This is a genomic window from Kitasatospora sp. NPDC059462, assembly GCF_042749955.1.
GTDB lineage: Bacteria > Actinomycetota > Actinomycetes > Streptomycetales > Streptomycetaceae > Kitasatospora.
On the sequence record NZ_JBHYUU010000067.1, the window covers coordinates 1 to 22657 of the forward strand.

The following is a 22657-nucleotide window of genomic DNA, read 5'->3' on the forward strand; positions in this document are numbered from 1 at the left end:
GTCCGACACCGGCACCGAAGCGGGCCTCGGCCGCCCGCGCGCGGGAGGCGCCGTCCAGCAGCAGGACCGACACCGCCTCGGGCACGGGCGTCGCGCCGGCGTGGCGCGCGTGCGCGGTGAGCGCGGCGAGCAGCCGTCCGAGGCCCCGGCGGTGCCGGGCGAAGGCCCGTCGCGACGCCCAGCGGCCGCGCGCCCGCTGGCCGGCCAGCGCGGCGGCCTCGCCGACGTCGAGCAGGACGAGATGCAGTTCCCTGCCCTGCCGGGCGGCCTCGCGGGCGAGCCAGCGGCGCATCCAGGCCCGGCTGCCGCAGTCGTGCACCAGCAGCGGACCGCCCCGGCGCACCGAGCGGCGCAGCAGCCGGACGTGTTCCAGCCGGGCCCAGGGCCGGTAGACCGCGTAGGGCAGCCGGTCCGGCATGACGGCGGCACAGGCCTCGTGCACCGCCCGCGGGTCGACGGTCACGGCCTGCGGGGCGCGGGCGGACCAGCGGTGCAGCAGGGTGCTCTTCCCGCTGCCGGGCAGTCCGGAGACCACCACGACCGCGTCGTCCGGATAGCGCACGGTGAACGGGGCACCGGCTTCGCCGCGCAGGTCCACCAGGCCCTGCGGCTCCATCCCCGCCCCCGCCGTCCGGCCCGCTCCGGGCGGGACCGCCCCCGGCCCATCCGCGATGGCCGACCTTTCCATGCTGTTCTCTCATCCCGTCCGTGTCCGACCCGGAACGATAACAATCCACGCCGTCCGGCCCGCGCCCGGTTCCCCGGCTCCCGGCGCCGCGGCGGAGCCCGACGGGCGCCCCCGGCGGCGCCCGGGGCGCACGGAGCGCTCCGGTGCACGCCACCGGTGCTTCGGCCGCCCGCGCACACGACCGTCCGTGCAGCGGTCCCCGGCCGGAACCGCCCGGGAACACTCGACCCGGCGGGCCGGTCTGCCGATATCACCGGCGGCACTTCCTCGCGCCGTCCCTCTGGAGGCATCTTCCGTGACCTGGCTCCGTGTCCTGACCGCCCTGGGCATCCTCGCCACCGCGGCGAGCGCCCTGCTCGTCTTCGCCCTCTGCACGGCCGCGGGCCACGGCGAGCGCGCCACCGGCGACGCCCCCGGTGGCGATCTGCGCTCGGACGCCGAGCGCTCCGGCCTCATCCGCCCGACCGGCGGGGACAACTGACGGGTCATCACCTCACCCTCCGGGCACCGGGGCGTCCGGCCGGAGGGTTCTCCGTCGACATCAGGACACGATGTGTCCTATGGTGAACAATGTGTTCTCCGGCCGGTCCCCCGGCCGCAGGACACCGGCGTGCCATCCGCCCCGCCCTGCCCGGGCCGCTCGGCACGCCGCCCCCGCCCGGACGAAGGAGGACCCCGGCATGGCCGACACCATGACCACCGCCAAGGCGGACCTGGTCGACCTCGCACACCGCAGGATGCGCACCGCCATCCCCGACAACGGCTGGACCGTCCGCCAGAAGCTCGCCCTCACCTGCCGGATCCTGTTCGACGCCGGCCACGACTCCGGCCTGGCCGGCCAGATCACCGCCCGCGCCGAACGCCCCGGCACCTACTACACCCAGCGGCTCGGACTCGGCTTCGACGAGATCACCGAGGACAACCTGCTGCTGGTCGACGAGGACCTGGAGGTCCTGGAGGGCGACGGCATGGCGAACCCCGCCAACCGCTTCCACAGCTGGGTCTACCGGGCCCGCCCCGACGTCGCCTGCATCATCCACACCCACCCGCCGCACGTCTCGGCGCTGTCGATGCTGGAGACGCCCCTGGTCGTCTCGCACATGGACCTCACCCCGCTCCACGACGACTGCGCCTTCCTGGAGACCTGGCCCGGCATCCCCGTCGGCAACGAGGAGGGCGAGCTGATCTCCGCCACGCTCGGTGACAAGCGCGCGCTCCTGCTCGCCCACCACGGCATGCTGGTGGCCGCCGGCGGCGTCGAGGAGTCCTGCACCCTCGCCGTGCTCTTCGAGCGGGCCGCCCGGCTCCAGCTGCTCGCCTCGGCGGCCGGCCGGATCCAGGAGATACCCGAGGCCCTCGCCCGGGAGGCCCACGACTGGACCTCCACCACCAAGCGCAGCCAGGCCAACTTCGCCTACTACGCCCGCCGCGCGCTGCGGGCCGGTCACGGCGACGCGCTCGGCACCGCCGGCACCCGGACCGAGGGAGGTGCCTGAGATGGCCGGACCCGTGCTGGAGGGGATCATCGCCTACCCGGTGACCCCGTTCGCCCCCGGCGCCGAGGGCGGCGTCGACACCGCCGCCCTCACCGCCCTCGTCGACCGGCTGATCGAGGCCGGCTGCCACGCCGTCGCCCCGCTCGGCTCCACCGGCGAGAGCGCCTACCTCGACGACCGGGAGTGGTACACCACCGCCGAGACCTCGCTCGCCGCCGTCGCCGGCCGGGTGCCCGCCGTGGTCGGCGTCGCCGACCTCACCACCCGCAACGCCGTACGGCGCGCCCGGTTCGCCGAACGGGCGGGCGCGGACGCGGTGATGGTGCTGCCGCAGTCGTACTGGAAGCTCGACGAGCGCGAGGTCGTCCGGCACTTCACCGAGGTCGCCGACGCCGTCTCCGTCCCGGTGATGGTCTACAACAACCCGGCCACCAGCGGCATCGACCTCTCCCCCGAGCTGATGGTCTCGCTGGTCCGGCGGGTGGAGAACATCACCATGGTCAAGGAGAGCAGCGGCGATGTGCAGCGGATGCACCGGCTCGCCCAACTCACCGACGGCGAACTGCCGTTCTACAACGGCAGCAACCCGCTGGCGCTGGAGGCCTTCGCGGCCGGCGCGGCCGGCTGGTGCACCGCGGCGCCCTGCCTGATCCCGGGCCCGGTGCTGGAACTCCACCGCGCCGTGCGCGCCGGGGACCTCGACACCGCCCGCGAGGTCTTCTACCGCCAGCTGCCCGTCCTGGAGTTCATCCTCCGCGGCGGCCTGCCCACCACCGTCAAGGCCGGCCTGGCCCTGCTCGGCCTCGACGTCGGCACCCCGCGCCCCCCGCTGCTCCCGCTCGACGAGCCCGGCACCGTCCGCCTCGCCGAGCTGCTCGCCGCCACGGCCTGAGCCACCGGCGCGCAGCGCCACCCGGCCGCAGCCGCCCGGGCACCGAATAGGTGTCCGGGCGGTGCGCTGGCTAGGCTCGGGCCTTTGGAGCCCTTCGGGGCGGCAGCGGCGGGAGGAACGGTGGGCCGGGTGGGCAGGTGGGAGCGGGCGCTGGACGCGGCGGGGGTCCGGGAGCCCGGATTGCGGGCGGAGTACGGGCGTCAGCGCGAGCAGGTGACCCGCTACCGGCGGGAGGTCGCGACGGCGGCCGGACTGCTGCTGCCCGAGCGGATGGTCCCGCACGTGATCACCGCGGCCGCGTTCATGCACCGCACCGACACCCTGCTCGACAGCGGCCCGGTCGCGGGGCGGCGGGAGGCGGCCGCCCGCTGGCGGCGGGAGGTCACCGACGGCCTCGCCGCCGGGCGCTCCGAGGACCCCGGGCTGCGTCCGCTGCTGAACAGCGCGGCCGCCCACCCCGTGCTGCGCGACCGGGCCCTGGAGTACCTCGCGGCGGCCGACGCCGACCTCGACTTCGCCGGGTTCGGCACCGAGGAGGACTACCAGCGCTACGTGGACGGCTACTCGCTGCCGGGCTTCATGGTCGTCGCCGCGCTGCTCGGCCCGCCCGGCGACCAGAGCGCCTACCGGGCCGCCTGCCGCACCTTCATCGACGGCAGCCAGCGGCTCGACTTCGTCAACGACCTCGCCGAGGACCTCGCGGACGGCCGGCTGACCATCCCCGTCCGGTGGCTGGAGCGGCACGGCGTCACCCGGGCCGAGCTGGAGCGGGCCGACGACCGGCCCGCCGTGCGGGCCCTGCTCGGCGAACTGCTCGACACGGCGGACCGCACGCTGGCCGAGGGCCGGGCCGTGGTGGCGCTGGTCCCGGAGGCCCACCGCCCGATGGTGCGCTGCGTCGTCGAGGTGGAGACGCTCACCAGCGCCGCCGCGCGCGCCGACCTCGGTGCGCTGCTCCGCCGTTCCGCGAGCCCGGCCAAACCGGCCGCACTGCGCCTGCTCGCCCGCGAGTACCTGCGGGCCCGGCGCTTCCGCCGCTGAGAACGGGCGGCGGACGGACGGCGGACGGACGGCGCAGGAGCGGGGTCAGGGCAGCGTCGGGACGCGGTCGCCGGGGCCGGCCGGGTCGTCGTGGATCACCACGAGGATCTCGGCCGGCGCCGCGCCGGTGGAGCGGCAGCGGTGCGGCAGGGCGGCGTTGAAGTAGACGCTGTCGCCCGGCGCGAGGACGACCGTCCGCTCCGGGAACTCCAGCTCCGCGGTGCCCTCGTGGACGAAGAGGAACTCCTCGCCCGCGTGGGACTTGAACGGTGCGTCCCCCGGTTCCAGGGGCGGGTGCATCATGAAGGGCACCATCTGCTTGCCGGCCAGCCCGGTCGCGATGCCCTCGTAGCGGGCGGAGCCCCCACCGCTCCCCCCGGCCATCGGGGTCCGCTCGCCGGCCCGCACCACGGTGACCAGTTCGGGCTCGACCTCGTCCGAGAAGAGCCGGCCGACGTCCACGTTCAGCGCGTGCGCGAGCTTGAGCGCGGTGGAGATCGACGGGTCGCTCAGGCCGCGCTCCACCTTGGAGAGGTAGCTCTTGGTGACGCCGACCCGCGCCGCCAGCGCCTCCAGGCTGAGCCGGTTCTGCTTCCTCAGCACCCTCACCCGGCTGCTCATGGGCCGCCCCTCACCACCTGTCGCCACCGCGGAACGTTCCGGTCCAGTATCCCAGCACCGCGACGCCCGTCCGTCAGTGCCCGTCGTGGTCGTCCGGGCGCACCGCGATGTGGTCGGGGGCGAGTTCGACGGCGACCCGGTGCTCCATGCCGAGCGCCTCCAGGAACTTGGCCGGGAGCTGGACGCGGCCGGTGCGGTCCAGCATCACGTACTCGGTCTCGTTGACCGACTCCTCGCCGTGCTCGTCGGTGGTGGTGCGGCGCAGCACCTCGCTGCTGGTGCGGCCGTCGCGGATGGCGACGGTGCGGCGGACCTCGCCGGCCACCATCGGGTCGTGGGTGACGATGACCACGGTGGCGCCGAGTTCGCGGTTGACGGTGCGGAAGGCCTCGAAGATGCTCGCCCCGGTGTCCGAGTCCAGCTCGCCGGTGGGCTCGTCGGCGAGCAGCACCGGCGGGTTGTTGGCCATCGCGACGGCGATGGCGACGCGCTGCTGCTGGCCGCCGGACATCTCGCTCGGCCGGCGGCGGGCGAGGTCGCCGATCTCCAGGGCCTCCAGCAGCTCGGCGACCCTGGCGGCCTGCTGACGCGCGCCGCCGTGGGTGCGACGGCCCCGCAGCTGCATCGGCAGGGCGATGTTCTCGGCGGCGGTGAGGAAGGGCAGCAGGTTGCGGGCGGTCTGCTGCCAGATGAAGCCGACCACCTCGCGCCGGTAGCGCAGCCGCTCGCGCGGGGACATCTCCAGCAGGTCGCAGCCGGCGACGGTGGCGGTGCCGGCGGTCGGCACGTCCAGCCCGGCGAGGATGGTCAGCAGGGTGGACTTCCCGCTGCCGGAGGCGCCGACCAGGGCGACCAGGTCGCCCTGGCGGATGGTCAGTTCGAGGCCCTGCAGCGCCTGCACCTCGACGCCCTGGGCGCTGAAGATGCGCACCAGCCGGTCGCAGACGATGGCGGCGTCCGCGTCGTGGGCGGCCCGGGGACCGGCCGCGGCGGCGCGCGCCCGTTCCTGGAGTTCCTGGAAGGTGGGGGCCTGGGCGGTCCGCTGGTCCTGGGCGCTGCCGTTCACCGCGGCTCTCCTCTCGTCGGCGCTGGGGTGCTGGGGTCGGGGTCGGTCGGGCGCGGGCGTGTCGTCGCCGGGGGGCCTTGGGGTCTCATCGCTGGTCCCCCGCGCGCAGTTCGGTGGTGATCTGGCGCCGGCCCGCGATGAACGCCTCGGCGACGATGCCGGCCGAGACGAGCGCGGCGAGGCCGAGGGTGGGCAGCGCGACCGCCGCGACGTCGACCGGCAGGCCGCGCGCGATGTCCGCGCCGACCAGGATCGACAGGTCGAAGGACGGGCCGAGCAGGGCGACCGCGGCGAGGGCGACGAGGCCGCCGCCGACGGCCGCGACCAGGGTCTGCGGCAGCGTCTCGACCAGGATGAGGGTCAGGCCCTGGCGGGGGCGCAGGCCCATGGTGCGCAGCCGGGCGAGCAGGGCGGTGCGCTCGGGAGCGGCCCTGACCAGGGTGAGCAGGACGGCGAGCAGGGCGAGCGACCCGGCGCCGAGGACGGCGGTCCAGAACAGCCGGGCGGCGGAGCGCTGGAGGGGGTCGTCGCCGAGGTCGGCGGTGACGGACACGCTGGTGCGCACGGTGTACCCGGCCGGCAGGTCGCCCGGGCCGGAGGCGCCGGCGGCGGCGGCCGCGCTGCGTTCGGTGCCGGAGGCGATCTTCTCGCGCACCAGGTTCCGCAGCCCGCCCTCGTCGACGGAGCCGGTGGCCAGCCAGAGGTTGGCGCGGTCGAGTTCGGGGGCGAGGGCGACGGCCGGACCGGCCGGCAGGACGACGAACAGCCGGCCGTCGCCCTGGAGGGCGGGGGTGCCGTCGACGGTGCCCGCGGTGCCGACGAGCAGTTCGCCGCCGTTCGGCAGCCGCAGCCGGTGGGTGGCCTCCGGGCCCAGTTGCGCGGCGAGCGCCGTGGAGATCAGCGCGGGCACCGGCGCGTCCGGCCCGCCGGTGCCGCCCGACAGCGCGGCCGGGTCGAAGGCGCCGCGCCCGAGCGAGCGGGAGATCTCCGCGTAGGCCGCCGGGTCGGCGACCACGGCGAAGACCCGGACCGCGCCGGTGCCGCCGAGCACGAACACCTCGGTGTCGGCCCAGATCCGGGCGGAGGCCCGCACGCCGGGCAGACGGCCGGCCGCGTCGGCGAACTCCGGTGACACGGTGACGCCGATCGGGACGACCACGGAGGCGTCGCCGCCGACGCTCAGCCGGGCGGCGGCGGTGCGCGCCGTGTCGACGGCGCCGAGGATGGTGGCGCCGAAGCCGGCGGTGGTGACGGCGAGCAGCAGCGCGAGCAGCGGCAGCACCGAGGGGCGCTGCCCGGCGCCGGAGCCGCGGGCGGCGCGGGCCAGGCCGAGGAAGCCGATGGCGCCGGGGCGCCGGGCGGTGGCGCGGGCGAGCGCGCCGAGCAGCAGCGGCTGGAGGCGGGCGAGCAGCAGTCCGCCGGTGAGGGCGAGCAGCAGGGGCGCCGCGACCAGCAGCGGGTCGGCGCCCGCCCCCTCGGGGGCCACGCCGCGCCGTCCGACCTCGGCCACGGCGGCGACCGTCAGGCCCAGGACGGCGAGTTCGCCGACCAGGCGCCGCCGGGCGCCGCCGGGCCGGGGCCGGGACCAGAGCCGGGCGGCCCGCAGCGGGAGCGCGAGCAGGGAGAACAGGGCGACGGCCGTGGCGGCGAGCAGCGCGCCGCCCCAGCGCGGGGTGGGCAGCAGCAGGAGCGCGAGCGCGGTGGCCAGGAGCGCGGCGGGCAGCACGGTGACGGCGCCCTCGGAGAGCAGGCGCCGGACGACCCCGGTGCGGGAGCCGCCGCGGGCCTGGAGCAGGCGCAGTTCCGCGATCCGGCGGTCGCCGGCGAGCGCGGCGGCCAGGCAGAGCACGACCACGCCGACGCCGGCCAGCCCGGCCGGGCCGATCGAGGAGAGCGGCGCGGCGGCCTCCTGCCGGGCGACGGCCTGGCGGAGCAGCGGGGGCAGCGGCGAGCTGATCCGCAGGCCGACCCGGTCGGTGGCGTTCGCCAGCGCGTTGGCGGTGTGCCCGGTGAGGTAGGAGGCGAGCTCCCGCTCGGTCGCGGCCATCCGGTCGGCGCGCAGGCCGTCGACGTCGACGGGCAGCCGCCAGAAGTCCTGGGCGCCGGTGTGCCAGGTCCTGATCTGCGGGAGGGCGGAGGCGTCGACGAGGCCGGCGCTGTGCCAGTAGGCGGCGGGCCGCTTGCCGCTGGTGAAGTTGAGGCAGGCCCGGTTGGGGCAGGGCAGCTCGCTCCAGTAGGGGTCGTTCTGGTCGGTGACCTCGACGATGCCGACCACCTTGGCCAGGGGCGCGGTGTCGTCGGGTGAGGCCGAGGCGGTCTTCAGGATGTCGCCGAGGTGGAAGCCGACCGTCTCGGCGACGTTGCGGCTGACCGCGATCGGGACGGGCTCGTTGGGCGTGGGGGTGCCGGGCCAGCTGCCTTCGGCGAGGGTCACGTGGTCGCGCAGGCCCTGCACGTAGAGCAGGTCCAGGTCGGGGTCGGCCTCGTCGGGCCGGGCCAGGCCGGGATTGGTGAGGGTGCGCGGCTTGCCGCTGCGGGCTCCGTAGACCGGGCCGCCGGGGCCCACGCCGAGGATGCCGGTCCGCGCGACGAGCCGGGCGGCGTCCTCGTCGAGGCGCTGGGCGTTGTCGGGCCGGCCGCCGGCGGGGTCGTTCGGGTTCGAGGCGTCGCCGCCGAGGTCGGCGGTGGCGAGGATGCTGGTGGCCGCCGGTCCCCGGTCGCGCAGGAAGTCGCGCAGGCCCTGGTCGGCGGTGCGGTCCAGGAGCCGGGGGAAGGCGGCCGCCAGGAAGACGGTGCCGAACGCGAGCAAGGCGGTGAGCAGGGCGGCGAGCGGGGCCGCGCGCAGCCGGGTGCGCACCCAGGCCGCGGGGCGGTGGGCGGCCCCCGGGCCGGTGTCCGCGGACCGGGGGGTCGCGGTGTCGGCCGGGCTGGTCACATCTCCTCCAGGTGCCGCAGGCGCTGGGCCACGTCGCGCCGGCGGCGACCGCCGAGCAGGGCCGAGAGCAGGGGGACGGCGGCGATCGCGGCGGCCAGCAGCACGGCGGTGCCGAGCGGCAGGTCGACGACGGCCTCCGGGACGGGGCGGCGGGCCGCCGGGGTGAGCACGACGAGCGGCACGATCAGCCGGACGATCAGGGCGCCGAGGGCGAGGCCGACGATGCTGCCGAGGCCGACCAGGGCGGCCTGTTCGGCGGCGGCGGCGCGCACCAGGCGGCGCCTGGGGGTGCCGAGGGCCAGCAGCAGTGCGGAGTCCCGGGCGCGTTCGCCCGCGGCGGCGGCCGAGGCGGCGCCGAAGCCGATCGCGGCGAGCGCGGTGGTGACGACGGCGATGGCGGCGAGCGCGTTCTGCGGGGCCGCGCTGAGCGGGTCGCCGAGCAGGTCGGCGGCGACCTCGTCGCGGAGCTGGAGTCCGGGGGTGTTGGGAACGGCGCGCAGGGCGGCGGCCGCCCGGGCGGGGGTGGGGTCGTCCGGTCCGGTGGCGGGCAGCCACCACTCGGTGGGGACGGGGGTCTCGTGTCCGGTGGCGGCGAGCGCCCGCCCGACGGTGCCGAGGTCGACCAGCAGGGCGTTGTCGCCGACGACGGGCAGCGACGCGGCCTCGCCGGTGATCCGCACCTGCACGGTGGCGAGGCCGAACGGCACCCGCACGGTGGATCCGACGTCGGAGCCGGTGGCGGTCAGGTAGCCGCGGGTGGCGACGCCGGTGATCTCGGTCTGCGGCCGGACGCCGGCCGGGGTGATGACGACACGCCGGTTGCCGGTGCTGTGGGGGCCGGCGGCGAAGCTCACGCTCAGCAGCCGCCGGTCGTCGGAGGGGTCGGCGAGGACGTTCACCCGGGTGTCGCGCGCGGTGCCGTCGCCGGCACCGGCCCAGGCGAGGCCTGCGGGGACGGTGACCGGCGCCGCGGGGGCGGTCGCGCTGTCGGCGGCGGCGAGCCGGCGCACGGTCAGCGTGCCGCCGTCGGAGCCGTCGAAGGCGAGGTTCACGCCGACGACGGTCAGCGGCGCCGACACGGAGCTGAGCCCGCCGTCGGTGAGCGCGGCGAGGTCGGCGGTGGCGCGGCCCTCGCCGGAGGCGGGGATGCCCTTGAGCGGGACGACGAAGGAGACGTCGTAGCGGTCGCGCAGCAGCAGCCAGGCCTCGGGGGGCTTGACCGACGACGCGAACGCGTCGCCGGGGTCCGCCGGTGCGTGATCGGGCGTGAAGGTGACCTCGGCCTCGATGCGCTGCGGGCGGCCGGGCAGCGTGACCCCGGTCGCGGCGCCGGCGGGCGTGTTCTCGGTGAGCGGGGTGAACAGCCGCTTCGGGTCCTGTCCGTCGAGCAGGTCGGGCCGGACCGGGACGCGCTCGGCGAAGGCCGCCGCGTTCACGGCGAGGATCTGGCCGTGGCTGTTGTCGGGCAGCGACTGCTCCTGGCGGCTGACGGGGATGAGCCGGTCGCCGCCGGGCAGTTCGGCGAACCGGCTGCCCTGGCCGAGCGGGGCGGTGTGGGCGCCGTGGATGCGCAGGCCGCCCGCGGTGGCGAAGGAGGCCTGGTCCTGCTGGGAGGTGTTCCAGGTGGCGTGCTGGCCGAGCGCGAGGACGCCGGTGGACACGCCGAGCACCAGCAGCAGGACCGGTCCGCCGGCCCGGCCGGGGCGCCGGGCGAGCTGCCAGCCGACCAGCGCGGGCCCGAGGCCGCGGCCGCGGGCGGCCACCCGGGCGCCCAGGCGGGCGGCGAGCGGCAGCAGGCGCAGCGCCAGCAGGGTGCCGGCGCCCAGGGCCAGGGTGGGGGTGGCGATCAGGACCGGGTCGAGGCCGAGGCGGCCGTCCGCGTCGGGCGACAACCCTCCGCTGTACTGGGAGAGTTGCTGGTAGGCGAGGACGGCCAGGGCGAGCAGGGCGAGGTCGGCGCCGGAGCGGGCGGCGCCGGCGGCCAGGGCCTGGCGGCTGCCGGCCCGGCGCAGCACGGCGGCACCGGCGCCGCGCAGCAGGGCGGGCACGGCGGCGAGCAGGACGCAGCCGAGGGCGCAGGCGATCGCGACCGGCCACAGGGTCCAGCGCAGCGAGGTGTCCAGCGGGACGTGGCGCAGCGGGCCGAAGCCGCCGAGGACGCGCAGCAGCGGCGGGGTGAGCAGTGGGGCGAGCAGGGCGGCGGGCAGCGCGAGCAGCAGGGCTTCGGTGGCGCTGAAGCCGCCGAGCCGCAGGCCGGAGGCGCCGCGGGCGGCGAGCAGGGCGTTCTCGGCCTGCTGGCGGCCGGCGATGAGGTGGACGACCAGCAGCAGGGCGGCGGAGGCCAGCACGATCAGTTGGAGGGCGCCGATGAGCAGGGTGGAGCGGGCGACCATGGCGCTGGAGTCCAGCTCGCGCAGCAGGTCGGGGAGTTCGGTGCGGGCGACCAGTCCGGCGTTCTTGTCCAGCGCGTCGCGGGCCGGGGTGATCCGGTCGCGCAGGGCGTCCACGGCGCCGGCGCCGACGCCGGTGAAGTCGGCGTCGAGCAGCCAGCTGCGGCCGTTCTGCGGGATGCCGGCGGCGGTGAAGGCGGTGTCGTCGACGAGCAGCGGGCCGTAGGTGGTGAAGCCGCCGACCAGGATCTCGCGGCCCTGGACCGGGTCGAGGCGCCAGTAGAGGTCGGTGGGGTCGGTGGCGCCGTAGACGCCGGTGATCCGGACGGCGAGCGGCGCGCCGCCGTAGCGGTCGGTGAGCCGGACCTCGGCGGGCAGGGCCTCGGCGGCGAGGCCGAGGCGGGTGAGCACGGACTGCGGGACCGCCGCTTCGACCGGGCCGGACGCGCCGCTCGCGGCGGCGGGCCAGGTGCCGGCGAGCAGCCGGACGTACCGGCGGTCGAGGGCGGCGAGGAGGGTGAGGTCGTCGTCCCTGGGGGCGGCGGCCTGCGGGCTGCCCTGCGGGTTGCCCGTCGGGGCACTCCCGGCGCCTCCCGCCGCGGCGGGCAGGCCGTAGGAGCGGCTGCGGGACAGGCCGCGGGTCTCGGCCGGCAGGTCGCCGAAGAGGGTGCGGGCGTAGTCGCCCACCGCCGCGTCGTCCTTGGTCCGCCGGTCCAGCCCGTGCTCGGAGTTGACCACCACGGTGGTCCTCGGATGGCCGCGGCCCTGGAGGGCCTGGCGCTGTCCGACCTCGCCGACGGTGCGCTGGAAGGCGACCAGTGCGGTGAGCACCGCCGTCGTGATCAGTACGGTGAGCAGGGCGGCGGCGGCCAGGGGCAGTCGCCCGCGCAGTCGGCGCACGACGAAGCCGAGCATCCCGTTCCTCCCCCGGTCCTCAATGGTGTCCGCGCCGCGCCGCCCGGACCGGGCGCACGTCTCCCACTGCGCGGATGGGCGCCCGCAGGGGCGCCGTCAGGTGATCACCGGCGCTTGATCACCGGATAGCGGACGATGCTGTCAGATCCGGCCAGCGAAAGGAAGGGACTTGCGCGAAGGATATAAGTAATGAGCAAATGCTCCGAACCGGAGCCGGAACACCCCTGACGGCACGTCAGCCGGACCGGCATTTCGAAGGCATGAACATTTCAATGAAAACCGGCCGCCCCGTCGGCGGGACGGCCGGCACACCCAGGGGGGACGCCGCAATGACGCAGCAACCGGCCGGCACCGTGACCGCTCCCATGGTGGCCGTCACCGATGTCCACCGCAGTTTCGGGACCGGCGAGCGGGCCGTGCACGCCCTGCGCGGCGTCTCCTTCGCGATCGGCCGCGGTGAACTCACCGCGCTCAAGGGCCGCTCCGGCTCCGGCAAGACCACCCTGCTCAACCTGGTCGGCGGCCTGGACAGCCCGACCGGCGGCACCATCACCCTGGACGGCACCGACCTCGGCGGGCTCGACGAGGAGGGCCGGCTCGCGCTGCGCCGGGACCGCCTGGGCTTCGTCTTCCAGTCCTTCGGCCTGCTCCCGGTGCTCACCGCCGCCGAGAACGTCGGCGTCCCGATGCGGCTGCGCAAGGTGCCCGCCGCCCAGCGCGAGGAGCGCGCCCGCACGCTGCTGGCGCTGGTGGGGCTGGCCGACCACGCCAACCAGCGGCCCGGCGAGCTGTCCGGCGGCCAGCAGCAGCGGGTCGCGATCGCCCGGGCGCTGGCCAACGAGCCCGACCTGATCATCGCCGACGAGCCGACCGGCCAGCTGGACTCCGAGACCGGCCGCTCGATCATGGAGCTGCTGCGCGCGGTGGTGCGCAGCGAGGGCGTCACCGTGCTGGTCGCCACGCACGACCCGAACCTGATGGAGCTGGCCGACCGGGTGGTCGAGCTGCGCGACGGGCGGATCGTCGAGGAGAGCGCCGTCGCCGGCTGACGGTCGGCGGCGGGGCCGGGCCGGCCGGCCGTCAGCCGGTCACGGGCGGCGCGTAGAGCTCCAGCTGCAGGCCCCAGGGCGCGGTGAAGTAGACCCAGCGGGTGCCCGCGACGGGATGGCCCGCCCCGATGGTCTGCGGCTCGCCGAGGACGCGGACGCCCCGCGCGCGCAGGAACGCGGCGGCGGCGTCCACGTCGGCGACCCGCAGGGCCAGGTGGTGGCCGCCCCAGTCGCTGTTGGCGGGCGGCACCCGGCGCTGCCCGGGCGCCCGGTACTCGAACAGCTCCAGCTCCAGGCCGTCCGGCAGGCGCACCACCGCCACGTCGGCACTGGCGCGTGGGTGGACGCCGAGGTGACGGTGCATCCAGTCGCCGTCCCGGTCCTCCACCGGCCCGGCGCGGTAGAGCTCCTCGCCGCCGATCAGCGCGGTGAAGAACCCGACCGCCTCGTCGAGGTCCGGCACGGTGCAGGCGAGGTGGTGGACCCCGAGGAGTCCCGGCAGGGCGGTGGTCACGGCTGCAGCTCCGGGGTGACGGCGGGGGCGGACGGGACGGGGGCGGGCGTCCTCAGGGCGCGATGGATCAGCGCAGCCAGGACGGCGGCCAGCACCAGCAGCAGCGGCACCAGCAGGTACCCGACCTGGGGGCTGATCCGGTCGGAGAGCGCGGCGAGCAGCATCGGGGCCGCGCCGAAGGCCGTCCCGGAGGCGTAGCCCATCCGGCTGGAGGCGGCGTCGACGCCGTTGGTGGCGGTGGACAGCACCAGCACGATCGCCATCGGGAACTGCAGCGCCATCCCGAGCCCGCAGAGCACCAGCCCGGTGACCGCGACGGCGGGCACCGTCGAGGCCCAGAACAGCGCGAAGCCGACGGCCGAGACGCCGAGCGAGCCGATCAGCACGACCGGCGCGGCGAAGCGCAGCGTGAAGCGGGCGCCGAACAGCCGCCCGACGAAGATGCCGACCACCAGCGCCGAGCCGGCCGCCGTCGCCCCGGCGGCGCTCACCCCGGCGTGTCCGCGCAGGTAGTCGGACTGCCACTGGGTGAGGCACATCTCCACTCCGGCGACCGCGACGATCACGCCGAGCGCGGCCAGGAACAGCGGCAGGCTGCCGCCCGGCGCCGCCCGCTCCTCGGCGGCCGGCACGTCGTCGGCCGGCACGTCGTCGGCCGGTGCGGCCGAGGGCGCCGGCGCCTCCGGCAGCGGGGCGCGCAGGAACCGGCCGAGCAGGATGACCGCCAGCACCAGCACCGCCGTGAGCGCGATGCCCGGGCGCCAGCCGACGCCCGCGTCGACCAGGACGGCGATGACGAGCGGCGCCAGCAGCCCCATGCCGGACATCGCGGCGTTGGCCTCGCTGATCGCGGCCGGCCCGGCCGCGCCGTGGTGGTCGCTGAGCGAGGGCCAGATCGCGGTCAGCGTCAGGCAGCCGAAGAACGCCGTCAGGAGCGTCGCGCCGAGGGTCTGCGCCGTGCCGTGGGCGAAGGCCAGGGCGAGCGAGCCGACGGCCACGCTGCCGATCGCCCCCCAGAGCGTGCGGCCGCGTCCGAATCGGGCGACCAGCCGGGGGAAGAGCGGCGCGCAGAGCAGCATCGCCACCGAGAAGGCGGTGCCGTGCAGGCTCGCGACGAACCGGCTGGTGTGCTGCTCGTCGCGCAGCAGCGGCACCAACGGGCCGAATCCGTAGAGGAAGTACCCGTACGCGGCGATCTGCGCGTAGAGCAGCCATGTGGTGGCGTCCCTGGTCATTCGAGGCATTGGCCGAAGCTAACCGGCGCCGGCCCGGGGTGTCTGTACGCGCCTGTGGTACCCGTCCGGGTACCACAGCCGACCGCCGCTTCGGCCGTGCCGCCGTCCGCGTCCGCCGTGCCAGCATCGCCCTCCTGACCGAGCGGCAGGACCACGGGAGGGAACCCGGGATGGACGCGGTACACCTGAGCGGAGCGGTGATGACGCACCCGCGCCGCGCCGAGCTGGCACGGGAGTTGATCGAGCGGTGTCGGCCGGAGGAACTGGACCTGGTGCTCGACCCCGAGCCGGACGGCCCGCCGACCGGTCTGCGCACCGCCGTCCGGGCCTGGTCCTCGGTGCCCGCCGGCGCCACCCACCACCTGGTCCTCCAGGACGACGCCGTGCTCACCCCCGGTTTCTTCGACCACGTCCGGGCGGCGGCCCGCGCGGTGCCCGACGCGGCGCTCGCCTTCTACACGCACTGGCAGTCCCGCAACGCCGCCGCCGTGCGGCTGGCCGTGCTGTCCGGGCACCGCTGGGCGCCCGCCACCGACGAGTACACCCCGACGGTGGTGCTGCTGCTGCCCGCGCCGGTCGCGGACGGCTTCGCCGAGTACGCCGGGCGGCACGGCGCCACCTGGGCGGACGACGTGGTGATGAGCCGCTACCTGCGCGCCGCCGGTGTGCCCGTCCTGCTGGCCGCGCCCAACCTCGCCGACCACGCCGACGTGCCCAGCATGCACGCCAACGGCGGCCACGGGCCGCGCCGGGCGGCCTGCTTCGCCCCGCTGCCGCCCGGCACCTCCTGGGAGCTCTCCGACGGGGCGGCGCGGCTGGACGCCGTGCCGTTCTTCAAGCACGGCCGCGCCCAGGTCGCCACCCGGGGGGCGGACGGCCGCTGGACCGGGGTCGAGGCCCACCGCTACCTGCGCCGGATCGGCCTGGACCCCGGCGACGCCCTCGCGCGGCTGGACGAACGGCTCGACGGCGCCGGGCCGCGGACCGCCGTCCTGCCGGGCGCGATCGGGCGGCCCGCCCTGGAGGCGCACTGGCAGACCGCGCTGCTGACGGGCGTGGTCACCGCCACCCGCGCCCGCGCGGCCGCCGGACCGGACGGCGAGCTCGCCGAGCGGGCGCTCGGCACGCTCGGCGCCGGCGGCCTGTGCACCCGCTTCGGCGACGACGCCCTGGACCGGCTGCGCCCCGGTCTGCTGGAGCTGGCCCGGGCCGGGTACGCCGAGGGCCTGGCGGCCGGGGCCCGGCTCACCCCCGCCCCGGGCGGCGGCGGTCCGGCCCGTCCGGTCCGCGCGCGCCGGGTGGTGGTCACCGGCCGGGGCGGCCCGGACGCGACGGAGCTGGCGGGCGCCCTGGCCGGGGCGCTGGCCGACGCCGACTGGGAGGTCACCCTGTGGGGCGCCCCCGACGCCCACCACCCCGGGGTGGAGGCGGCCGGGCCCGGTACCGCGCCGACCGGCGCCACCGCCCTGGTCCAGGTGCTGGACGGCGACCCCGCCGCGGCGGCCGAGCACGCCGAGCAGGCCCTGCGCGCCGGCCGGGCGGCGGCCGCAGCGGGTGTCGGCCGGGCCGTCCTGGTCGCGGGCGAGGCCCACACGGCCGCCCTCGGCCCGGACACCGGCGCCGCCACCGTGCTGCGGACCGGGCTGGTCTACGGCCCCGGCGTGCAGAACGGGTCGGTGCTGGAGCAGGCGGTGCGCCGCTCCCTGCTGGCGCGGCCGATCCGGGTGGCGGGGCACCGGGGGCGGCGGTGGCGGCCGGTCTTCGTCGACGACCTCGCCGAGGCCGTCGACCGCGCCCTGCGGCTGCCCCCGGCCGGCCGGCCGCTGGACGTCTGCGGCGGCGAGGCGCTGGGCGCCGTCCAGCTCGCCGAGGCGGCCTCGGCGGCGGTCCGGCCGGTGCCGGTCGAACCGCTGGACGCGGCGGAGGCGGCAGAGCCGGCGCCGCCCGAGGACCCCGTCCGCTCCCCCGAGGCGGCCGCGACGGCGCTCGGCTGGCGGCCGCGCACCGCCCTCGCGGACGGCCTGCGGGCCTGGTCCCAGTGGCTGGCGTACGAGGCCGGACCGCGCCCCGGCGCGGCCGAGTCCGCCGAGTCCGCCGAGGCGGCCGAGCCGGCCGGGACCGCCGGGGGCGCCCGGTGACCCCGATCCCGCTGTCCACCGAGGCCGCCAGCATCGCCACCCCCGGCGGCGCCAACGAGGACCTGGTGCTCACCGGCCCGTTCTTCGCACTCGTCCTCGACGGCGCGACGGCCGAACCCGGCGCCAGCACCGGCTGCGGCCACGACGTCCGCTGGCTGGTCGCCGAGGTCGGCCTCCGGCTCACCGGCGCCCTGCTGCACGACCCCGACGGCCGCCGGCCGCTGCGCGAACTGCTCCACGACGCGCTGTCCGACCTCGCCACCGAGCACGGCCGCACCTGCGACCTGGACAACCCGTGCAGCCCCACCGCGACCCTCGCCCTGCTGCGGCTGGCCGGGGACACCGTCCAGCACCTGGTGCTCGGCGACTCCACGGTGGCGCTGCGGGACCGCTCCGGCGCCGTCCGGGTCGTCACCGACGACCGGCTGGAGCGCCTGATCCACCTGCCCTGGGCCGAACTGCGCCGCCACCGCAACCAGCCCGGCGGCTTCTGGGTGGCCGGCCCCAGGCCCGAGGCCGCCCGGCACGCGCTGGCCGGCAGCGCCCCCGCCGCCGGGCTGGCCACCGCCGCGCTGCTGACCGACGGCGCCGCCCGGCTGGCCGAGCGCTACGACTGCGCCTGGCCCGAACTCCTCGACCTGCTGGAGCGGGAGGGCCCGGTGCAACTCGTGGAGCGCGTCCGCGCCGCCGAACTGCGCACCGCGCCCGGCCGCTACCCCGGCAAGCACCAGGACGACGCCACCGCCGTGCTCTGCCGCTTCGAGACCCCCGAGGGGCGGTGACCGCCGTGCGCTACGACGGGCCCGCCGAGCCGTTCGGGATCGCCTTCGTCGGCTGCGGCTACGTCGCCGACCTGTACGCCGCTACCCTGCCCGACCACCCCTTCCTGCGCCTGGTCGGCGTCCACGACCGCGACCCGGCCCGGGCCGCCGCCTTCACCGCCCACCACGGCGTGCCCGCCTACCGGACGGCGGCCGACCTGCTCGCCGACCCCGCCGTGCGGGCCGTGGTCAACCTGACCAACCCCGCCGGCCACTACGAGGTGACCAGGGCCGCCCTGCTGGCCGGCAAACACGTCTACGTCGAGAAGCCGCTCGCCCCCGACCTCGACCGGGCCCGCGAACTGGCCGCGCTCGCCGCCGAACGCGGCCTGCAGCTCGCCTCGGCCCCCTGCGGGCTGCTCGGCGACGCCGCCCAGACCGCCTGGCGGGCGCTGCGCGAGGGCCGGATCGGCACGCCCCGGCTGGTCTACGCCGAACTCGACGACGGCCCGATCCTGCGGATGCCGTTCCGGGAGTGGATCAGCCCCTCGGGCGCGCCCTGGCCCTACCTGGACGAGTTCGAGACCGGCTGCACCCTCGAACACGCCGGGTACTGGCTCACCTGGCTGACCGCCTTCTTCGGCCCGGTCCGGGAGGTGGCCGCGTTCTCCGCCCGGGTCGCCCCCAATCCGCACGTGCCGCCCGGCACCGCGCTCGCACCGGACTTCTCGCTGGCCTGCCTCGGCTTCGAGGGGGGCGTCACCGCCCGGCTGACCACCAGCATCCACGCGCCCAAGGACTACTCGCTGCGGGTCGTCGGCGACGAGGGCCTGCTCACCGTCGCCGACTCCTGGGACTACGACTCGCCGGTCACCGTCACCCGCCGGCCCGACGGCCCGGCCGAACCCTGCCCGCCCGTCCCCGGCCCCCGACGGCGCCACCGCTACCCGGGCACCCACTCCATGGACTTCGCCCGGGGCGTCGCCGAACTCGCCGTCGCCGCGGGCGGATCACGGCCCTCGCGGCTCCCGCTGGACCACGCCCTGCACGTCCTCGAACTCACCCTGGCGATCGCCGAGGCCGGGCCCGGCAGCGTGACCCGGCCCACCACCACCTTCGCGCCCGTGGCGCCGCTGCCGTGGGGCCTCGGGCCCGCGGAGAGAGGAGAAGAGCGATGAGAACAGAAGTGCCCTCACCTCCCGGCCCCGGGGCACCGCCCCGGCTGTCGGTCGTCGGCACCGGCTACCTCGGCACCACCTACGCGGCCTGCTACGCCGAACTCGGCCACCGGGTCACCGGCCTGGACACCGACCCGGTGAAGATCGCCGCACTGGCCGCGGGCGAGGTGCCGTTCCACGAACCCGGCCTGGCCGAGCTGGTCCGGCGCGGCCTGGACTCCGGCCGGCTGGCCTTCACCACCGATCCGGCGCGGGCCGCCGCCGGGGCCGAGGCGCACCTCATCTGCGTCGGCACCCCGCAGCGCGCGGACGGGGCGGGCGCCGACCTCGGCCAGGTCGCCGCCGCCGTCCGCGCGCTCGCCCCGCACCTGCACGGGCGCACCCTGGTCGTCGGCAAGTCGACCGTCCCGGTGGGCACCGCCGAGTGGGTCGAGCGGCTGCTGCGCAAGCACGCGCCCGACGACGCGGACCCCGAGGTCGCCTGGTGCCCGGAGTTCCTCCAGGAGGGGCGCGCCGTCGAGGACGTGCTGCGCCCCGACCGGATCGTGGTCGGCGCCCGCGGGAGCTGGGCGCGCGAGACGCTGGCCCGGGTGCACCGGGGCGTGTACCGGCTGGCCGAGCGCGAGGGGCGCGACGTGCCCACCGTGGAGACCGACTTCGCCACCGCCGAGCTGGTGAAGTCCGCGGCCAACGCCTTCCTCGCCACCAAGATCTCGTTCATCAACGCGATGGCCGAGCTCTGCGAGGCCACCGGGGCCGATGTCGCCGGCCTGGCCGAGGCGCTCGGCCACGACGACCGGATCGGCCCGCGCTTCCTGCGGGCCGGGGTGGGCTTCGGCGGCGGCTGCCTGCCCAAGGACATCCGCGCCCTGCAGGCCCGCGCCCACCAGCTCGGCGCCGGTGCGGCGGTGCGCTTCCTGCACGAGGTGGAGCTGATCAACCAGCGCCGCCGCGAACGCGTCCTGCAGCTGGCCGGGGAGCTCCTGGACTGCGTGGCGGGACCGAGCGGGCCCGAGCTGTCCGGCACCCGGATCGCCGTCCTGGGCGCGGCCTTCAAGCCGGACTCCGACGACGTCCGGGACGCCCCGGCGCTGGCCGTCGCCCGGCTGCTGCACGGCGCCGGCGCCCGGGTACGGGTGTACGACCCGCTCGGGCGGGACAACGCGCGCCGCACCCACCCCGAACTCGGCTACGCCGACGGGCTGGAGCAGGCCTGCACCGGGGCCGACCTGGTCTGCGTGCTGACCGAGTGGCAGGAGTTCCGTGACGCCGATCCGGCCGCCCTGGCCCGCGTGGTGAACGGACGCATCGTCATCGACGGCCGCAACTGCCTGGACCGGTACGCCTGGAACGCGGCCGGCTGGACGTACCGGGGCCTCGGCTGGAAGGAGGCGCCCTGATGGCCGGGAAGCTGATCCTGGTGACCGGCGGGGCCGGCTTCGTCGGCGGCCGGCTGATCCGCCGGCTGGTGGACGCGGAGCCCGGTGCGGAGATCGTCTCGGTGGACAACTACTTCACCGGCACGCCGGCCCGCCACGTCGACCACCCCCGGGTGCGCTACCTCCACGGCAACACCGCCGACCTCGGCACGCTCTGGCCCGAACGGGGGCTGCGCCCGCCCGCCGTCGTCTACCACCTGGGCGAGTACTCGCGGATCCCGCAGTCCTTCGAGGAGCCGGAGCGGGTCTGGGAGTTCAACCTGCTCGGCACCCGGGAGGTGGTCCGGTTCTGCCGGCTGAGCGGCGCCCGGCTGGTCTACGCGGGCTCCAGCTCGAAGTTCGGCAACGGGGGCCGCGACGAGCACCTCAACCCGTACGCCTGGACCAAGGCGAAGAACATCGAGTACATCCGCAACACGGCGGACTGGTTCGGCCTGGACCATGTGATCACGTACTTCTACAACGTGTACGGCCCCGGCCAGATCACCTCCGGCTCGTACGCCACCGTGATCGGCATCTTCGAGCAGCAGTACCGGGCCGGGCTGCCGCTGACCGTGGTCGAACCGGGCACCCAGAGCCGCGACTTCACCCACGTCGACGACATCGTCGAGGGCCTGCTGCTGTGCGCGGAGCGCGGCTCCGGGGACGGCTACCTGCTCGGCCGGGGCGAGGAGTACCCACTGATCGAGGTGGCCCGGATGTTCGGCGGCGAGATCGCGATGGTGCCGGCCCGCCGGGGTGAGCGCACCAGCGGCCGCGCGGACAACTCGCGCTCCCGGGAGCTCGGTTGGGAGCCGAAGATCTCACTTCCGGACTACATCGCGGACTTCGTCACGGCCTTCGGGCCGGCCTCGGCCGCCTGGTCGCCGACCGGGCTCACGATGCCGTAGCGCAGGGCGATCGCCACCGCCAGGGTCCGGTTGGGGCAGTTGAGCTTGGCCAGGACCATGGTCACGTGGCGCTTGGCGCCGTGCACCGAGATGCCGAGGCGGGCGGCGATCTCCTTGTTGCTCAGCCCCTCCACCAGCAGGGCGAGGGTCTGCCGCTCCCGCCCGGTCAGCGCGCCGCCGGCCACTCCCGGCCGGCCGCCGCCCGGGCGGGGCGCGGGGCGTCCGCGGGCCGGGGACCACGCGGGCCGCAGCACCAGGCGGCGCAGCGAGTCCGCGAGCAGCGCGGTGGTCACCTGCTCCAGGGGCAGGAAGCCGTCCACCCCGGCGGCCTCCCAGGGCTCGGGGCAGCGCGCGGCGGCGGCGTCCAGCAGCACCAGCAGCCGGCCGTCCCCGCGCGGGGCGGCCAGCAGCGCCCGCATCCAGGGCGGCGCCTGCGCGACGCACACCAGCGCCACCACGTCGGACTCCCACAGCTCGGCGGCCGTCCCGATCCGGTCCGGCGCCCTGGTCACCGCCTCGGCCACCAGGGGCAGGGCGGCGAGCATCCCGGCGATGCCGTGCCGGTGCAGCTCGCTCTCCGCGACGACGGTCACCGAGAGGCCGTCCGGTGCGGCCGGCCCGCCCGGGCCGTTCACGACCCGTCCGCCAGCAGCTCCCGCCAGTGCCGCACGGCCGACTCGTCGACCGGGCGCTCCCAGCTGCCCTCCGGGCGCACCCGGGTGCCGACGTGGAAGGCGTCGACGCCGCCGGCCCGCAGCGGCGCGACGTGCCGTTCGCGCAGCACCCCGCCGGCGATCAGCCGCGGGCCGGTGCCCGCGCGGGCGGCCCGCTCGGCGAGCAGGGTCGCCGTGCCCTCCTCGACGCCCTGCCGTCCGCCGGAGCTGAGCACCGCGTCGAGCCCGGGCAGGGCGCCGATCGCCGCCCAGGCCGCCGCGCGGTCGGCGGCGAAGTCGACGGCCTTGTGGAAGGTCCAGGCCCGCCCGTCCAGCACCTCCAGCACGGCCTCGACGGCGGCCAGGTCCACCGCGCCGTCCGGCCCGAGGAAGCCCAGGACGAACTCCTCGGCCCCGGCCCGCAGCAGTTCCCGGGCCCGTTCCCGCAGCGCCCGCGGATCCCCGGCGGCGAAGCCGTCCGCCTCCCGCAGCATCACCCGCACCGGGAGGTCCACCGCCGCCCGCACCGCCCGCAGCGTCTCCACCGGCGGGGTGAGCCCCCATCTCCCCATGTCACTCACCAGTTCGATCCGGTCCGCACCCCCGCGCGCAGCCGCCCGGGCGTCCAGCTCGTCCAATGCGATCACTTCGAGCAGTGGTCTAGACATGCTTAGAGCATGACACAACCTCCCCACCGGGCCGGAGCGTTCGCACACACCGCCCCCACCGCCAACCGCCCCACCGGACCCAGCCGCC

General features: G+C 76.7%; 19 protein-coding genes. 10 read left to right on the top strand and 9 right to left on the bottom strand.

Going from position 1 to position 22657, the window contains the following annotated elements; all coding sequences use genetic code 11:
* On the bottom strand, nt 1–616 hold a 616-nt coding region (locus tag ACFXAM_RS18725; RefSeq protein WP_380292509.1), incomplete at its 3' end, for an AAA family ATPase.
* A gap of 367 nt (nt 617–983) precedes the next feature.
* Between ACFXAM_RS18725 and ACFXAM_RS18730 the strand changes: the two genes are divergently transcribed.
* The 4 genes from ACFXAM_RS18730 (at nt 984) to ACFXAM_RS18745 (ending at nt 4117) form a co-directional block, all read left to right on the top strand.
* Entirely contained in the window at nt 984–1169 is a 186-nt protein-coding gene (locus tag ACFXAM_RS18730) for a hypothetical protein (RefSeq protein ID WP_380292511.1), read from the top strand.
* 199 nt (nt 1170–1368) lie between these two features.
* Nucleotides 1369–2184 carry an aldolase gene (locus ACFXAM_RS18735; protein ID WP_380292513.1) on the top strand — a complete coding sequence of 272 codons (816 nt, stop codon included), beginning with the start codon at nt 1369–1371 and terminating at the stop codon, nt 2182–2184.
* Nucleotide 2185: 1 nt separating this feature from the next.
* The gene (locus tag ACFXAM_RS18740; protein WP_380292515.1) at nt 2186–3076 is read left to right on the top strand and encodes a dihydrodipicolinate synthase family protein; all 891 of its coding nucleotides are present in this window, start codon (nt 2186–2188) and stop codon (nt 3074–3076) included.
* A gap of 129 nt (nt 3077–3205) precedes the next feature.
* Nucleotides 3206–4117: a squalene/phytoene synthase family protein gene (locus tag ACFXAM_RS18745; RefSeq protein WP_380292516.1), complete on the top strand. Its 912-nt coding sequence runs from the start codon at nt 3206–3208 to the stop codon at nt 4115–4117.
* A gap of 45 nt (nt 4118–4162) precedes the next feature.
* On the opposite strand, the gene ACFXAM_RS18750 is transcribed toward ACFXAM_RS18745, so the two are convergent.
* The 4 genes from ACFXAM_RS18750 to ACFXAM_RS18765 all read right to left on the bottom strand — a co-directional run bounded on the left by ACFXAM_RS18750 (nt 4163) and on the right by ACFXAM_RS18765 (nt 12044).
* The gene (locus ACFXAM_RS18750) at nt 4163–4738 is read right to left on the bottom strand and encodes a helix-turn-helix domain-containing protein (RefSeq protein WP_380292518.1); all 576 of its coding nucleotides are present in this window, start codon (nt 4736–4738) and stop codon (nt 4163–4165) included.
* Between the two features lie 73 nt (nt 4739–4811).
* Nucleotides 4812–5804 carry an ABC transporter ATP-binding protein gene (locus ACFXAM_RS18755; RefSeq protein ID WP_380292520.1) on the bottom strand — a complete coding sequence of 331 codons (993 nt, stop codon included), beginning with the start codon at nt 5802–5804 and terminating at the stop codon, nt 4812–4814.
* A gap of 85 nt (nt 5805–5889) precedes the next feature.
* On the bottom strand, nt 5890–8739 hold the full coding sequence (locus ACFXAM_RS18760; RefSeq protein WP_380292522.1) for a hypothetical protein: 2850 nt from the start codon (nt 8737–8739) through the stop codon (nt 5890–5892).
* Nucleotides 8736–12044, bottom strand: coding sequence for an FtsX-like permease family protein (locus ACFXAM_RS18765; protein ID WP_380292524.1), 3309 nt, complete (start codon nt 12042–12044; stop codon nt 8736–8738). Before ACFXAM_RS18765 ends, ACFXAM_RS18760 begins: the two co-directional genes overlap by 4 nt.
* Nucleotides 12045–12373: 329 nt before the next feature.
* Between ACFXAM_RS18765 and ACFXAM_RS18770 the strand changes: the two genes are divergently transcribed.
* A complete protein-coding gene (locus ACFXAM_RS18770) occupies nt 12374–13093 on the top strand; it encodes an ABC transporter ATP-binding protein (protein ID WP_380292526.1) in 720 nt (239 codons plus the stop codon).
* A gap of 31 nt (nt 13094–13124) precedes the next feature.
* Here ACFXAM_RS18770 and ACFXAM_RS18775 read toward each other — a convergent pair whose 3' ends face one another.
* Entirely contained in the window at nt 13125–13607 is a 483-nt protein-coding gene (locus tag ACFXAM_RS18775) for a VOC family protein (RefSeq protein WP_380292528.1), read from the bottom strand.
* Nucleotides 13604–14842: an MFS transporter gene (locus ACFXAM_RS18780; protein ID WP_380292530.1), complete on the bottom strand. Its 1239-nt coding sequence runs from the start codon at nt 14840–14842 to the stop codon at nt 13604–13606. Before ACFXAM_RS18780 ends, ACFXAM_RS18775 begins: the two co-directional genes overlap by 4 nt.
* A gap of 170 nt (nt 14843–15012) precedes the next feature.
* On the opposite strand from ACFXAM_RS18780, the gene ACFXAM_RS18785 reads away from it, so the two are divergent.
* The 5 genes from ACFXAM_RS18785 to ACFXAM_RS18805 are packed head-to-tail and all read left to right on the top strand — an operon-like array spanning nt 15013 to nt 21248.
* Complete coding sequence (locus ACFXAM_RS18785; RefSeq protein ID WP_380292532.1) at nt 15013–16980, top strand: NAD-dependent epimerase/dehydratase family protein; 1968 nt, start codon at nt 15013–15015, stop codon at nt 16978–16980.
* The gene (locus tag ACFXAM_RS18790) at nt 16977–17762 is read left to right on the top strand and encodes a protein phosphatase 2C domain-containing protein (protein WP_380292534.1); all 786 of its coding nucleotides are present in this window, start codon (nt 16977–16979) and stop codon (nt 17760–17762) included. Before ACFXAM_RS18785 ends, ACFXAM_RS18790 begins: the two co-directional genes overlap by 4 nt.
* Nucleotides 17759–18919 (top strand): Gfo/Idh/MocA family protein, encoded by a 1161-nt coding sequence (locus ACFXAM_RS18795; protein WP_380292536.1) that lies wholly within the window; start codon nt 17759–17761, stop codon nt 18917–18919. The genes ACFXAM_RS18790 and ACFXAM_RS18795 overlap by 4 nt, the downstream gene beginning before the upstream one ends.
* Nucleotides 18916–20319: a UDP-glucose dehydrogenase family protein gene (locus ACFXAM_RS18800; protein WP_380292538.1), complete on the top strand. Its 1404-nt coding sequence runs from the start codon at nt 18916–18918 to the stop codon at nt 20317–20319. The genes ACFXAM_RS18795 and ACFXAM_RS18800 overlap by 4 nt, the downstream gene beginning before the upstream one ends.
* The gene (locus ACFXAM_RS18805; RefSeq protein WP_380292540.1) at nt 20319–21248 is read left to right on the top strand and encodes an NAD-dependent epimerase/dehydratase family protein; all 930 of its coding nucleotides are present in this window, start codon (nt 20319–20321) and stop codon (nt 21246–21248) included. Before ACFXAM_RS18800 ends, ACFXAM_RS18805 begins: the two co-directional genes overlap by 1 nt.
* Here ACFXAM_RS18805 and ACFXAM_RS18810 read toward each other — a convergent pair.
* Nucleotides 21173–21883 carry a response regulator transcription factor gene (locus ACFXAM_RS18810; protein ID WP_380292542.1) on the bottom strand — a complete coding sequence of 237 codons (711 nt, stop codon included), beginning with the start codon at nt 21881–21883 and terminating at the stop codon, nt 21173–21175. The two genes, ACFXAM_RS18805 and ACFXAM_RS18810, sit on opposite strands and share 76 nt — an antisense overlap.
* On the bottom strand, nt 21880–22569 hold the full coding sequence (locus ACFXAM_RS18815; protein WP_380292544.1) for a copper homeostasis protein CutC: 690 nt from the start codon (nt 22567–22569) through the stop codon (nt 21880–21882). Before ACFXAM_RS18815 ends, ACFXAM_RS18810 begins: the two co-directional genes overlap by 4 nt.
* Nucleotides 22570–22657 lie beyond the last annotated feature (88 nt).